Origin of the sequence: Paenibacillus tyrphae (genome assembly GCF_027925525.1) — a bacterium.
In the GTDB taxonomy this organism is placed as follows: domain Bacteria; phylum Bacillota; class Bacilli; order Paenibacillales; family NBRC-103111; genus Paenibacillus_G; species Paenibacillus_G tyrfis_B.
Genome location: NZ_BSDJ01000025.1, coordinates 56,592 through 70,077, shown reverse-complemented (window position 1 = coordinate 70,077; position 13,486 = coordinate 56,592). Strand labels below are relative to the sequence as shown.

Here is a 13,486-nt window from a genome sequence, read left to right as displayed (position 1 = left end):
CAAGGACGGTAACACATCCCTGTAGAGCGGCGGCTTTGAAGCCGAGCTTTACGGGGATATTTTTTGACCTGACACCCGCTCTGCGAAACTATTTTTCGGCCTTCTTCGTATAAAAGTTAAATGAACGGACAAGTATGGCTAATAAAGGAGAAGGACGGGCCTGGAATATGGACGATTTTGCTTTATATACGATGCTTTCCTTGATCGTTCCGATCATCGTTTTACTTACGATCATTATCTGCAAGATGATTGCCGGCAAGGCGATCCCGAACAGCGATTACACTCCCTTCGATCAGATTACGGGAAATACGCCGATCGAATTTCACGAAGAAAAGCAGGAGAAGGAAGAGAAAGACGAGCAAGGCGACGATAAGGACAAAAATATAAGAAAAGCTCTGTATTAACAGCTTTTTCGGGAACACCCATTCTAAGCGGCGGGCGAAGGAACGACAATCCTTCCCCGTCGTTTTAATTATGGCGAAAATGTGATGTTGTTTTCCGTACTAACGCTTGTAATCTGCGGATTTTGGTTTATAATCAAGAATATCACTTAAATTAGCTTAATATAACTTATAAAAACTTAATTTAAGGCCAAGTATTCGGAAGGGGAATACGCATGTTTCAAGAAGAGAGACTGATTGCGATTGTACAGAAGTTAAATGAAAAACAGCGCATCACCGTCACGGAAATTTGCGAGTGGCTGCAAATCTCGTGGGATACCGCCCGGCGCGATCTGATCAAGCTGGAGGAGCAGGGGAGCATCATCCGTACCCGCGGAGGCGCCATGCTGCCGTCGATCTCCAAGGAGGTGCCGAACTACGAGCAGCGGCTTCAACTGGACACCCCGTCCAAGCAGGCGATCGGCAGGCTGGCGGCGACGCTGATTCACGACGGCGATTATTTGTATACCGATTCCTCCACTACGGTGCGCTGTGCGATGGAATCGATGCGGACCCGGCGCAATGTGGTCGTCACCAACTCGATCGATCTGGCGGGCATGCTGACGCAGAAGGATGAAATCCGCATCCATCTTCTCGGCGGCTTGCTAGATAACGAGCAGCGGTTGGTTTTCGGGGCGCGGACGCTGGAAATGCTGTCCGAATATCAGGTGGACAAAGCGCTGCTCGGCACATGCGGCATAGCGCCGCACGGTCTGACGACCATGTTCGAGGAGGAAAGCTATTTGATCCGGCAGGTCATGCGCAAGTCGGATCAAGTGATCGTACTGGCCGATCATACGAAATTCGGCAAAAAGCTGTTTCACCGCGTCGCCGGGCTGGAAGGGATCGACATGATCATAACGGACCGGGAGCCGAGCGACGAAATGAAAGAAGAGCTTCATAAGCATCAAGTGGAGCTGCTGATCGCCGGTGAAGGAGAACATCATGATTAACCGGTTGATTTGGATGGGATGCCTGTGTTATGTCATCACAGGCGTGGGCACGGTCATCGTCGGCGCGGTGCTGCCTGAGCTGCTTGCGCATTATTCGCAAAGCTACGGCAGCGGGGGCATGCTTATTTTTGTGCAGTTTGTCGGTTTGCTCAGCGGGGTGCTCTCGATGCCCGCAATTTCCCGCAAGCTCGGCCGTAAATCGGCGGTCATGCTCGGTCTCGGATTGGTCGGGATGGAGCTGTTCGCCGGTTTACTTCCTCCGTGGCCGGCGGTCGTCCTGCTGGCGGGGCTGGCTGGATTCGGCACCGGCTTGGTCGAATCGTGCATCGGCACGATCATTCTTCTGGCCGTGAAGCAGAAGCAGGCGGCGGCCATGAGCAAGCTGGAGGTGACGTTCGGTGTCGGTGCGCTCCTCATGCCTTCGATCGCCAGCTTTTTGATCGCCAAAGGGTTGTGGACGTATTCGTTTTTTCTGCTGGGCATCGGCGCGCTTGCGACGGCGATCGTCTGGAGGCGGATGTCCTTCGGGGAAATGGACGGCATGCTGACCCGCAAAGAAGCGGGGTCCGGCGAAAAACAGACGCAGCGCCCGGCGTATGCGAGATCGGGCATCCCGTTTCTTGCGCTGTGCGCCGGGTTCTTTTTCTTGTACGGCGGCAGCGAAGTGTCGGTCGTCCATTTCTTCCCTTCGATCTTTATGGAGCGGTGGGGGATCGATAGCTCGCTTGCAACGCTAACCGTCACCGTCTACTGGACGGCGATGGTGATCGGACGAATCTTGACCGGCATTCTCGGCGACCGGTGGACTTACTTCCGTTTTTTGTGGGCGGCTACTCTGTTGAGCCTTGCGGCGCTGCTCGTCCTGCCGTTCAGCCAGTATGCATGGGGAGGCTTCGTACTCAGCTTCCTGCTTGGATTAGGTATGTCCGGAATGTTTGCGGTGGCGCTCATTTACGCCAATCAATCGCTGCCGGGCATGACCGAGCGGACGACCAGCATTTTGCTCGCGGCTAACGGGCTCGGCGGTTCGCTGCTGCCGCTGGGCGTCGGACGGGTAATGGACGCTTTCCCGATTCAAACGGCCATGTGGCTCTACTCGGCCGTGATGCTGATCATGCTGGCCGTGCTTACGATTTCGAAAAGACGCCCTCAACCGGAAAGCGTCCCCCTGCATGCCGGCCGCAGCATGGAATAGAGGCGTGCAGGCACGCATGAATGAACGTGCGTAAACTTTGCTGCGCGAGTGGCGCAAAAGGACAGCCGTTCGAAGAAAAACAAAGGACGGCTCTTGCCGCAACATGGATGCGAACAAGAGCCGTTTTCTGCGTTGATTCAAACAATCATAGTTTTGTTTTTTTCTTTCTTGCATCTAAAATAGCAACAAAAATTGTCATAATAACAGAGTACAATAAAGACCTAGCAAAGCTTGGTTCAGGGAAAATAAAGTAGGTAACTACAAAGTTAGTCAGGAAAAAAATTAAGTAATTCATGATGATATTCATGTTTTCGACCATTCCTATTCTTAGAACCAAGGCTCTATAATAGTGGATCTTGTCGGATACCGCGTGAAAGTGGCCGTTGATAACTCACTTAGGTTTGTATTCAACGTAAAACTTTGTTAAAGCCTTGTTCGGGGTAGCTTTTTCCTGCTTTGAATAGATAACAATTCGAAAAATTCCCTGTTTAGGTAACTCAATTGTTGTTTTAAAGTCGCCTTTTGTGATAGGAGTTTTCAAACTTTTTTCCGAAATAAATTCTCCATTATCCCAATACTCCACTGTCAGATTAAGTTCTTCACCAACCGCTTTTTCAACCGTACCGGAAATTGTATAGGAGGGATCGTGGATTAAATTGTAGCCTGATGATGGTGTCGTAAGAATAATGTGACTATAATCCCCGTATATAACCGGTTGCTCTACATTTAGCGGAAAGGCTTCCAAAGGGCTGAGTGTTAAGGTTTTTGGATCGTACGTAGTTATAAATTCTGGTGCTGGATATAGCATATCTAGCTTTGACTTCACGTTTTTTATAAATGTGACGGCTTCTGCTCGTGTTAGCAACTCGTTTCCTTGGAATCCCGAAACCGTATTGTCTGTTTTACCGTTGGATAGTCCGCTATCTAAAAGAAAACGTATGGAATCATCAAAATCGTAGCTTCTACCGCTTGCATTTGTGATGAGTTTCGCAACATACATACGCGGTTCCGAAATTTCAGGTTTGGGGAAAGAGGATAATTTACTTGCTGGAGGTGTAATATAGCTTGCACCCCATCCCATTTTAAAGCCATATTGAATATAAGGTGTTCTCCAGTCGTTGTCACTAGATTGTTCAGAAAATCCTTTCGGTTTGTAAGCCCGAATAAGCATGGCAAGAAATTCAGTCTGACCTACGGACTGCTCGGGTTTAAATGTACCATCAGGGTATCCATCAACAATGCCACTTTCTTTGGCCCACGAAATGGTTTCATATCCCCAATGATCCGGACTCACATCCTTAAATTCACTTCCGTTTGCGGAAACACCTGCCGGCATTACATTACAAAGCAATAACGCGCCTAACACAACAGCGAGTGCTTTGCTTTTTTTCTTATGACACATACATAAGTCTCCCCGTACTTTACTTCTGATATGAAATTAGACGCGATTTAAGTCAATTTGTTTCATAAAAATTTATAAAAATCCCAACAATAGGATTTGTTTATGTCTATAAACTTAGTTCAAATTGGCCCAACCCTATCCAGCCATGCCACCATATCCAGCTAGGGATAAAATCGTAGTGATAATGGGACCAGCAGGACCAAGTATTGTTAAAAATGCCCTCTACTCGATTTTAATGGAATAGACATAAGATGAGTTGCCGCTATCCATCCTTTTTTAATTATTTGCTTAAGACTTTCACCGCTAAACCAATAAGCATAGTTATTATCATTAGTCGAATGTTGAGATTACAAACAGATTGCCGCCCCGATAGGAATCCACCGTTACGGTATGAGTTGTATGGCCGCTGCTGGAAGAATGTCTAATAACTTAAGCTAATGTGATTATATTAATTTTATTTGTATTCATATCGATAGTTAGGCTAATTTCATTACAAAATGCTAAAAAAGTCCTAATTGTAACATTTTCTTTAAGTGAATCACTTAAAAACCAGTTATTCGGCAGGATATTGAATTCACCTTCTTGTAAAATAAAAGATCCTTTGAGAAATGACCATGAGAGTTCAAAGTCAGAAGAATAATATGGTGATAGCTTCTCCTTATCTACTATAAATGTTTTGCAATTGGAGAAATCTAGGGAACCACTACTGGAGCCTGTATATAAATCTTTTATTTGGGGCTGTAGTTGATTTGATTTTATTAATTCATTAAAGCTTTCCATAGACTCTTTTTTTAATCCTTGTAAAATTACATATTTCATCTGATTATCGATATATATTGCTTTGGGGTAATAGAAATGGGGGACGATCTCATCGATTAATGTCTTTTCTTCCACTCCTACCGGAATCTGATATACACCATTTGGTTCTTTAAAAACAAAAGGAGCAACGATATATTGACATGCAGGTGATATATTTATCCCGCTAGTATCGGATGGAATCTTACGTATTTCGAAGTTATTTTCAATATTGTTCTCGTGGCTATTCTCTATTTCCTCAATTTTCTCAATAAGCCAATCATTCATAAATCAACTATTCCTCCTAGACTTCCCAATGTAAAAAAGCGTTAAACCAAGCTAAAGTTAACCTCTAGCTTGGTTATCGGTATAGGCCCTTACAACCCGCTTTCACTCAACCGGACGCTACGCGCGCATGCAGTCGTCAATTGCAGAGTTAGATTCCCCGGGTTGACATGTCTTCCGGCATTGCCCCGGGAGCCCGCCGTCACGCTGTCGGATACCGCGTGAAAGTGGCCGTTGATAACTCACTTAGGTTTGTATTCAACGTAAAACTTTGTTAAAGCCTTGTTCGGGGTAGCTTTTTCCTGCTTTGAATAGATAACAATTCGAAAAATTCCCTGTTTAGGTAACTCAATTGTTGTTTTAAAGTCGCCTGTTGTGATAGGAGTTTTCAAACTTTTTTCCAAAATAAATTCTCCATTATCCCAATACTCCACTGTCAGATTAAGTTCTTCACCAACCGCTTTTTCAACCGTACCGGAAATTGTATAGGAGGGATCGTGGGTTAAATTGTAGCCTGATGATGGTGTCGTAAGAATAATGTGACTATAATACCCGTATATAACCGGCTTCTCAACGACAAGCGGAAAGGCTTCAAAAGGGCTGAGCGTTAAGGTTTTTGGATCGTACGTCATCATAAATTCTGGTGCTGGATATAGCATATCTAGCTTGGACTTCACGCTTTTAATAAATGTGACGGCTTCGGCTCGTGTTAGGAAGTCGTCTCCTTGAAATCCTGCCACGGTATTGTCTGTTTTTCCCTTGGATAGTCCGCTATCCAAAAGAAAACGTATGGAATCATTGAAATCGTAGGTTCTACCATTTGCATTTGCGATGAATCTCGCAGCGTACATTCGCTGTTCCATATACTCAGGTTCGGGGGAAGAGGATAATTTACTGCTTGGAGGTACAATGTAACTTCCACCCCACCCCATTTTATAGGCGTATTGAACGTATGGTGTTCTCCAGTCGTTGTCACTAGATTGTTCAGAAAATCCTTTCGGTTTGTAAGCCCGAATAAGCATGGCAAGAAATTCAGTCTGTCCCACGGATTTCTCGGGTAAAAATGTACCGTCAGGGTATCCGTCAACAATGCCATTTTCTTTGGCCCACGAAATGGTTTCATATCCCCAATGATCCGGATTCACATCCTTAAATCCACTTCCGTTTGCTGAAGCGCCTACCGGCATTACAGTACAAAGCAATAACGCGCCTAACACAACAGAGAGTGCTTTACTTTTTTTCTTATGACACATACATAGGCCTCCTCTTTTACTTCTGGTATGAAATTAGACGCGATTTAAGTTGATTTGTTTCACAAAAATTGAGACGCATCCCATAAAATGGGGATGCGTCTATCTCCATAAACTTAGTTCAAATTAATATCTACATAATAATCGTGGTAGTTCGCCATCGTAGAGACGTTTATCTTTGAGATTTCAATTGGAGTTCCTTTTTTCTGTTCGTGAACAACCACGGATGGGTCCATCAAAGAGTACCAGCTTGGACTGTACACAGAAGCATTATAGATATGCCCATGTCTGAGAAAAGAGCCGTCATTTACCGAGTTCACATTTTTATAGGCCATACTAAATCCTGTGGCCATTTCTACGTTAGATCCATCTGCCTTTAAGTAAATGTCCGGGAACCAGTAGGAAATAGAAGTAATATAAACGTAATTGGAATCTGAAGCGGTGATTTGGAGCTGATTATCTGCTGAAACCTTATAATTTAAGTATATTTTGCCACCTGGAAGTTCCTTTGTTGATTGTGTCCAATAGTTGTTGCCAGCTTTGCTCTTACCGTTTATGGCAAGTTTCCAAACTCCCCATTCATAAAATGCACCTACATCTGCACCGCCAAAATATTCGGAATTGTTCCAATTTGTAACATATGCGCCTCCCAGAACGTAGGGGATAATTCCACGAGGAGTAGTGCTATAAACCCAAGGTAAATCAACCCAATGAGTTACTTGATTGAAACCAACTCGTGCGTCAACGTTATAATATGGTCCATGTGCAGTAGCTCCCGCAGGTGAAACTTTGTCTTCCGATCCCTTGTTTCTTTGCGGTACTGGGATTTTGTGACCATTCGAAAGGGTGACCATTCCGTCTACAACTTCTCGTGTTACTTGCACACTTTCGTCAACAATGCCCTTTTCGCGGTTTTCTTTGACTTTGCGTTGTTGTTCGTTCGCTTTTTCAATGCCGTCAATGTAATTATTGATTTGCTCCTTCGTCAAATTTTTCGTTTTGATTTCATTTGTTAGAGGGTAAATGTCTTGACCAAGTTTCGAAATGACCTCATCTGTTAGCCCGTGTTTTTTTAATACAGCGGCACTTGTTTGAAATAGCTCCGTCTTTGAGACATCAACTGTAGAATCTTGAGCCATAGCGCTCGAACTAAACACAAGCATTGCTGACAACATTAGGGAGCCTGCGATTTTTAATTTCATTTTTTAATTCTCCTCGCTATTGAGATTTTGCAAAGCATGCTTCATTTTAGTGTCCCATGTTGTTTACCCGATAAAAAAACATTCTCTCGCGCAACAGTTTCTCAACTTCCTCGTCGGTATAGCCAAGCTCGGCCAATCTTCGGGCGGCAAATCCGGCACCTGACGATGCTTTGTAGACCGCGTCATGTAAATCCTTAATGCCGTAAAGCTTTTCAAAGATTGCGCCGATCCGGGCAAGGTATACAATCCGCTCCTCGCTTTCTCCAACCAACAACTTTTCGTATTGCATCATCCACACACCTTCAGCTTCGGCTTAGAAGAAGACTTTTGAGCCATCAGAATATACCGATCCAAACGCTGGCTGAGCTGCACCACCTCCTTGTCGGAAAACGAGCCTTTTTTTCAACTAACCGTACCAATTGTCGCTGCAGCTTTCTGATTTTTTGCTTTAGCTTTTTATTCATATCACCCATCCCTCGGATTCAATTATAATACTTTACTTCCAAATAAAGGGCATACTGATTTTTTGAATAGTTTTTTGACAATAAAAAAGCATTCTGCCTTGTGCAGAATGCTGAGCATCCCCCTAAGAATTCTTTCCGATATGGCATCTTCTGCGCTCAATCAGCCCAAAGCTTGATGGATTCATAACACTGGACCTGTTCTTCTGATGCATATTTTCGATGTTTTTCAAATAAAGAGACACAGCGGGCAAGGTCTTCATATCGCTTCATATCCAAGCATAGGGAAATACAATGTAATGTTTCTTTCACTCCGTTTTCGCAACGCTCTTTATTAAACTCATAAATAGCTTTGTGATACCGATATTGAAGATGTCGATCCGAAAGAATCGGATCATGGTTAAATAAATCGAACCGGGCAATGGAGCCGGAAAAGCGCAACAACACATGGTCAACATTGAACCCATATGTATTCGCTGACTTTACGATGGCAATTAGCCCGGACACAACGTCATTTAACCGGTTAAGGTTCTCCAAATAATCGGCATACTCACTAACCATGCTCTCGTTTCCAGTTAACATTTCAAGGGTGTATAAGTTTGCTTTCCCCCAAACTTTAAACTGCTCCACTTCTTTTTGGCCAGATTCATCAAGGGGTTCTAACCATTCCAGATCAGCATAGCTTCGTATATATTTTTTCGACTGCTCATATAACCCTTGCCTTTCAAGCACAGCTCCTCTATACAAAAGCCCCATGCCGTAATAATAAACAGGATGCCGTTTAGGCGCGACCTCTCTATCACCGCATTGAATCGTGCTTAGCTCCACCATCTCACTCGCATATTTTTCAACCTCATTCCACTTTTTCAAGGAATAACACGCTCGTGCTAATTGAAACAATGCATCAAAACAATAACTCTCTGGTAACCGGTTTCGAAACGGATCGAATCGGATAACGGCCATCCAATTCTTCTCCGCATCCGTACCTTGCGTGACCGTAAATAACCGGTAGTGACTCATCGCCAGTATTTCGGAAAAGCTGTCTTTGACATTCTCCACGACAATCTCATAAAAGTGTTCCGATTCTTTTTGTTTTCCCTTATGAAACAGCTTTTCTGCCACATCAAAGATGACTTTGACGTTTTTTTGGTTATCAAGAATTTTAGATACGACCGTGTCAATACAATCATTTCGGTCCACTTCCGCACATCGTACCAAATAAGGAACTAACCGTCGCCGGGATAATCGTTCTTCGGAGATGCATTCTTCCGTGTACAGCTCATACAACCATCCGGGCACCTTCCCGAAAATTTTGCCTAAAGCATCCAGTTGGTTTATCGTGATTGATCGGGAAATGCCATTCAAGGCGCTGCTCAGATTACCTGGGTTAATCCCGGTGAGTTCAGCCAATTGATTGACATTATAACCACGCAGCTTCATTTGGTCTTCAATTTCCCAACGCAAAGAGCGATTAACGACCCGCACGAAAAAAACCTCCCCGGAAAATATAAAACCATATTACCGTAATATTCCTTTTTATTAAATGAAAATATTAATAATTATTATGAAATAAGTTCAATTTTTACATATAGTGAAAAGTTTTAATCCCCCGGGATTCTTGATGTGATCTGCTTTTCCGTTTTGCTCGAAGTGTTTATCATAAGAATAAAAACCGATAAGGGAGCTTCGAACGATTGAAAATAGTTGACGCGCGGAAACAAAAGCAGTTATCTCAAGAAAAAATAAGCCGAATCATAAATGTGTCATTGAAGCACTACCAAAACATCGAATACGGTATGACAATACCAACCGTAACTATAGCTTTGCATATTTGTGAAGTTCTCGGGATCGATCCGCGAGAGATTGACGAATGGAAGGATAGACGGCAGCCATTCTAAATGCCCGGAAAGCTGAACATGTATACAAATTTGTAATTCTGACGCTGCATATCGTCGATGTGCGGGTGACGAAGCAGTAGAAAGGTAAATGCATAGGCAACAAAAGGCATGCGCCACTTCTTCCGAATGGGAGAGCGGGCATGCCTTTTTCGGCTGCATCGTTTTTTTGAAGTTGACATTTTTGGATTACGCATGTAGTCTTATAGAGGATTACATCGGTAATCCAGATGAACGGAAAGGAGAACACAAGATTCATGAAAGAACTGCCTAAAATATCCGAGGCCGAGTGGGAAGTGATGAAAATCCTCTGGACCCGGTCCCCGCAGACGGGCAACGAAGTCATCGAGGCCCTCGAAGGGCAAATGGACTGGAAGCCGAAAACGGTCCGGACACTGATCAGCCGGCTGCTCCAAAAAAATGCAATCGCCTTTCAAGAGGCGGGCAGGACCTACTTGTACTATCCTCTGGTCTCGCAGGACGATTACGTGCAGACCGAGACACAGTCCTTTCTCAAGCGGCTGTACGGCGGGGCGGTCAAACCGCTGTTGGTCCACTTCTTGCGGGAACAAAAGCTGTCTTCGGATGAAATTAGCGAACTCAAACGGATTCTCGACGAGAAGACGGAAGAGGGGCCGGATCGCGATAGAAGAAAGGACAGATGACATTGGACGATCTAAGCCTTTCTCTCTTGAGCTTTTTTGACTGGGTATTGGAGACCTCGCTGATGGCCGGGGTGCTGGTGGGGCTTGTCTTATTAGTCAAAGTCATCGCGAGAAACAAGCTGTCCCCCAGATGGCACTATATGCTGTGGCTTGTCATTATGGCCAGATTGCTTCTGCCGTGGGCGCCAGAAAGCTCATTCAGCGTGTATAACCTGCTTTCCTACGGCCAGGAAGCTCTACGGACACCTGATGCGCCTTCGCCGCGTCTGCCGGTAGCATCACCTGTTCACCAGGAAATGACGAACAACGCGCCAGCGAAGACCGCTTCCGTAGAAACCAAGCAGGAACCGCCTGTTCAGACGGCCGAACCGGTGGAAAAGCAGCCTTTGGCAAGCTTATCGCTGTATAAGCTCGCGTTTGTCGTGTGGCTGCTGGGCGCGGTTTGTCTCGGGATCTTGACCGTCGCCGCGAACAGGCGCGTATATAACCGGCTCGCAAAGCAGCCCGTCATTACGGACCCCGGAATTGTCGGGCTGTTCGAACAATGCCGGGAGATGATGGCGATCCGGCAATCGATCCCGTTAATCACGGCGGGACGGATTTCCAGCCCGGCTGTGCTCGGGTTTCTACGTCCGCGCGTCGTGCTGTCGGATTCGCTCATGAACATGCTGGACGATCGACAGCTGCGCTATATTTTTTATCACGAGCTGGCCCATGTGAAACGCAAGGACGTCGCCGTGAACTGGCTGATGAACGGCTTATTGATCCTGCATTGGTTCAATCCCGTTCTGTGGTATGCCTATTACCGGATGCGCGAAGATCAGGAAATAGCTGCCGACGCGCTTGCGCTATCCTACATCGGTGCGGGGCAAAAAGAAAGCTACGGCCATACGATCATTCGCCTGTTGGAGCATTATGCCACCTTGTATCCGACCCCGGGTATGGCCAATTTATCGGGAGGCAAACAACAAATAAAAAGGAGAATCATCATGATCAAAAATTATCATAAAAAATCTTACCGCTGGTCGGCGCTCGGGCTGGCTTCCGTCATCGCCCTTTCTTCCGTGACGCTGGTCAATGCCAAAGCTCCAGAGTCCGCATCCGGCAATCTGTCGGCGCCCCCTATGATCGCGACGGAATCGTCCGGCACTTCGCAAGCGAAGAAAAAGCTCACGATTCACGATATCCCGTTGGACAAGAATGTCGTAGACGCGGCCCAGGAAGAGCTGCGCCGTTTTCTGGGAGATTCGCAAGCGGAGCTTTACGAAGTGGCGGACCCCGAAATTACGGCAGAGTGGATCTTATTGAATAAGAACGGAAAAGGACAAGTCGCCATTGACCGGAAGACGAAGCAAATTGTGAACGCTTATGTCCAATACACGTGGGACGAAACGGATGCGGCTGTGAAAAATGCTGCTGCGGAAGCTTTTCGTCAAGTGGATGCAAACAAAACGTTTACCGCCGAGACCGTAGAGAGAGAGAAACGGTTTGCGGACGGTAAATCGACGCATAAATGGTGGCTTCAGAGCAAGGACATGATCGTAACCCTGGATGCGGACACGCTGAGCAAAAGAGGCATATCGATCAGCTATCCTGTCGCACAGGGGAACGAGAAAGCGAAAAACGCTGCGTTGAAAGCACTACAAACGATAAATGTCGGAAAGCCGGTAACCTTTAAACAGGCGGACCATAACTATTCCGAGGGGCAATACGATACATGGAAGTTTTTTGACGACGGCGGCAATTATGTCGTAGTGATTGGCTCCAACACAGGCACAATCAAGTCGATCTCGGCCTACGGCAAAAAAGACGACAATGAAGCGAATTTGCCCCTTCTCCTGGATAAGGATAGAAAGCCGATCTATACGAAAGAAGAAGCCATCGCCGCGGCCAAACCGATGGTGAACAAGCTGTTCGACATCGATCTGACGGGTTATTCGGTTGAATTCTCCACGGAAAATCCTTATGTTCATACCTTTACGAAGAAGGGACAGCCGACAGTCCACGCCACAGTTGATAGAACGGGCGAGTTTTGGAACTATTGGGTTGACCCAGAGGACGGGACGATGAACGATTAAGTTTCGGATCACTCGCAGGATTCGAGTTAAAGACAACGAATTGGAGGACGCATTTTATGAAAACGATGAAGCAACGATTCCAGTCGATTCTGGCTTTAAGCATCCTATCCGTTATGGTTATGACATGGATGCTCGCCTTCGGCGCCCCGGCGTCGGCTTCCGTACAGCCAACCGGAGAACTTACTTTCGCGGCGTTGTCGGGCAAATACGAACATGACGCGCTGGTCGTTAAAGGGGTATTCGTCAACACCAGCGACGTAAAAATCAACAAGGTAGAAAAGTTCAAACTTATCGTAAAGGACGCCGCAGGGAACGAATTGGCGACGCGGGAATGGGATAACGATGCGTTTCTGACAGGTCTGAGCCTGGAGCCGGGCCAAAGCCAAAAGTGGGATGTTATGCTCCCCGGTGCGGTCCAAGGGGCGGACTTGAAATCGCTCGACGTTACGTATCAAATGACTTGCACGACGGAGAAATGGGACGGACGCGGCGAGGGAGTACATATTTTCATCGACAAACGGAAGCTGAACCCGGAAGTGGCTCCTTTTATCAAAGACGGAAGCATGCTTGTGCCGCTTCGTTCCACGCTGGAAGCGCTTGGGGCGAAAGTGGAATGGAATCCCGAAACCCAAACGGTGAAGGCGACGAAAGGCAGCGATGTCATGACCTTTAAGATCGGTCAGAAGTCCTCCACGATCAACGGACAAACGATCCAATTCGGCGTTCCCGCGCAAATCGTGGACGGTTCCAGCTTCATTCCGCTCCGCGACGCGTCGGAAGCTCTGGGCTGCGCCCTTTTTGTCCGCATGCACAACGCCAAATCGATGACCATCGCGATTGTGGACAAACAATAATCAAGTACCAA

Annotated in this window: 15 protein-coding genes; 8 read left to right on the top strand and 7 right to left on the bottom strand. The window is 46.1% G+C overall.

The window, feature by feature from the left end; translation table 11 throughout:
• Positions 1 to 134 precede the first annotated feature (134 nt).
• The 4 genes from QMG93_RS25030 (at position 135) to QMG93_RS25015 (ending at position 2,842) form a co-directional block, all read left to right on the top strand.
• Positions 135 to 404, top strand: coding sequence for a DUF3951 domain-containing protein (locus QMG93_RS25030; RefSeq protein ID WP_281941345.1), 270 nt, complete (start codon positions 135 to 137; stop codon positions 402 to 404).
• A gap of 212 nt (positions 405 to 616) precedes the next feature.
• Complete coding sequence (locus tag QMG93_RS25025) at positions 617 to 1,393, top strand: DeoR/GlpR family DNA-binding transcription regulator (protein WP_281941344.1); 777 nt, start codon at positions 617 to 619, stop codon at positions 1,391 to 1,393.
• Positions 1,386 to 2,588, top strand: a complete 1,203-nt coding sequence (locus tag QMG93_RS25020; RefSeq protein ID WP_281941342.1) for an MFS transporter — start codon at positions 1,386 to 1,388, stop codon at positions 2,586 to 2,588. Before QMG93_RS25025 ends, QMG93_RS25020 begins: the two co-directional genes overlap by 8 nt.
• Positions 2,589 to 2,608: 20 nt before the next feature.
• The gene (locus QMG93_RS25015; protein WP_281941340.1) at positions 2,609 to 2,842 is read left to right on the top strand and encodes a hypothetical protein; all 234 of its coding nucleotides are present in this window, start codon (positions 2,609 to 2,611) and stop codon (positions 2,840 to 2,842) included.
• Positions 2,843 to 2,979: 137 nt separating this feature from the next.
• Here the strand turns inward: QMG93_RS25015 and QMG93_RS25010 are convergent, their stop codons facing one another.
• The 7 genes from QMG93_RS25010 to QMG93_RS24985 form a co-directional block, all read right to left on the bottom strand.
• The gene (locus QMG93_RS25010) at positions 2,980 to 3,990 is read right to left on the bottom strand and encodes an S-layer homology domain-containing protein (protein WP_281941339.1); all 1,011 of its coding nucleotides are present in this window, start codon (positions 3,988 to 3,990) and stop codon (positions 2,980 to 2,982) included.
• 429 nt (positions 3,991 to 4,419) lie between these two features.
• Positions 4,420 to 5,073 (bottom strand): hypothetical protein, encoded by a 654-nt coding sequence (locus QMG93_RS25005; RefSeq protein WP_281941337.1) that lies wholly within the window; start codon positions 5,071 to 5,073, stop codon positions 4,420 to 4,422.
• Between the two features lie 239 nt (positions 5,074 to 5,312).
• The gene (locus QMG93_RS25000; protein WP_281941335.1) at positions 5,313 to 6,323 is read right to left on the bottom strand and encodes an S-layer homology domain-containing protein; all 1,011 of its coding nucleotides are present in this window, start codon (positions 6,321 to 6,323) and stop codon (positions 5,313 to 5,315) included.
• Positions 6,324 to 6,436: 113 nt separating this feature from the next.
• Entirely contained in the window at positions 6,437 to 7,522 is a 1,086-nt protein-coding gene (locus QMG93_RS24995) for a hypothetical protein (protein WP_281941334.1), read from the bottom strand.
• A 46-nt stretch (positions 7,523 to 7,568) separates the two neighbouring features.
• Positions 7,569 to 7,814, bottom strand: coding sequence for a hypothetical protein (locus tag QMG93_RS24990; RefSeq protein WP_281941332.1), 246 nt, complete (start codon positions 7,812 to 7,814; stop codon positions 7,569 to 7,571).
• The gene (locus tag QMG93_RS35240; RefSeq protein ID WP_309299686.1) at positions 7,811 to 7,894 is read right to left on the bottom strand and encodes a hypothetical protein; all 84 of its coding nucleotides are present in this window, start codon (positions 7,892 to 7,894) and stop codon (positions 7,811 to 7,813) included. Before QMG93_RS35240 ends, QMG93_RS24990 begins: the two co-directional genes overlap by 4 nt.
• Before the next feature lie 248 nt (positions 7,895 to 8,142).
• The gene (locus QMG93_RS24985; protein WP_281941330.1) at positions 8,143 to 9,468 is read right to left on the bottom strand and encodes a helix-turn-helix domain-containing protein; all 1,326 of its coding nucleotides are present in this window, start codon (positions 9,466 to 9,468) and stop codon (positions 8,143 to 8,145) included.
• Between the two features lie 209 nt (positions 9,469 to 9,677).
• Here QMG93_RS24985 and QMG93_RS24980 point away from each other — a divergent pair, with 209 nt between their 5' ends.
• The 4 genes from QMG93_RS24980 to QMG93_RS24965 all read left to right on the top strand — a co-directional run bounded on the left by QMG93_RS24980 (position 9,678) and on the right by QMG93_RS24965 (position 13,475).
• Positions 9,678 to 9,881 carry a helix-turn-helix domain-containing protein gene (locus QMG93_RS24980; RefSeq protein WP_281941328.1) on the top strand — a complete coding sequence of 68 codons (204 nt, stop codon included), beginning with the start codon at positions 9,678 to 9,680 and terminating at the stop codon, positions 9,879 to 9,881.
• A 254-nt stretch (positions 9,882 to 10,135) separates the two neighbouring features.
• Positions 10,136 to 10,543, top strand: a complete 408-nt coding sequence (locus QMG93_RS24975; RefSeq protein ID WP_281941326.1) for a BlaI/MecI/CopY family transcriptional regulator — start codon at positions 10,136 to 10,138, stop codon at positions 10,541 to 10,543.
• Entirely contained in the window at positions 10,540 to 12,621 is a 2,082-nt protein-coding gene (locus tag QMG93_RS24970; RefSeq protein WP_281941324.1) for a M56 family metallopeptidase, read from the top strand. Before QMG93_RS24975 ends, QMG93_RS24970 begins: the two co-directional genes overlap by 4 nt.
• Positions 12,622 to 12,677: 56 nt before the next feature.
• Positions 12,678 to 13,475: a copper amine oxidase N-terminal domain-containing protein gene (locus QMG93_RS24965; RefSeq protein WP_281941322.1), complete on the top strand. Its 798-nt coding sequence runs from the start codon at positions 12,678 to 12,680 to the stop codon at positions 13,473 to 13,475.
• Positions 13,476 to 13,486: the final 11 nt, after the last annotated feature.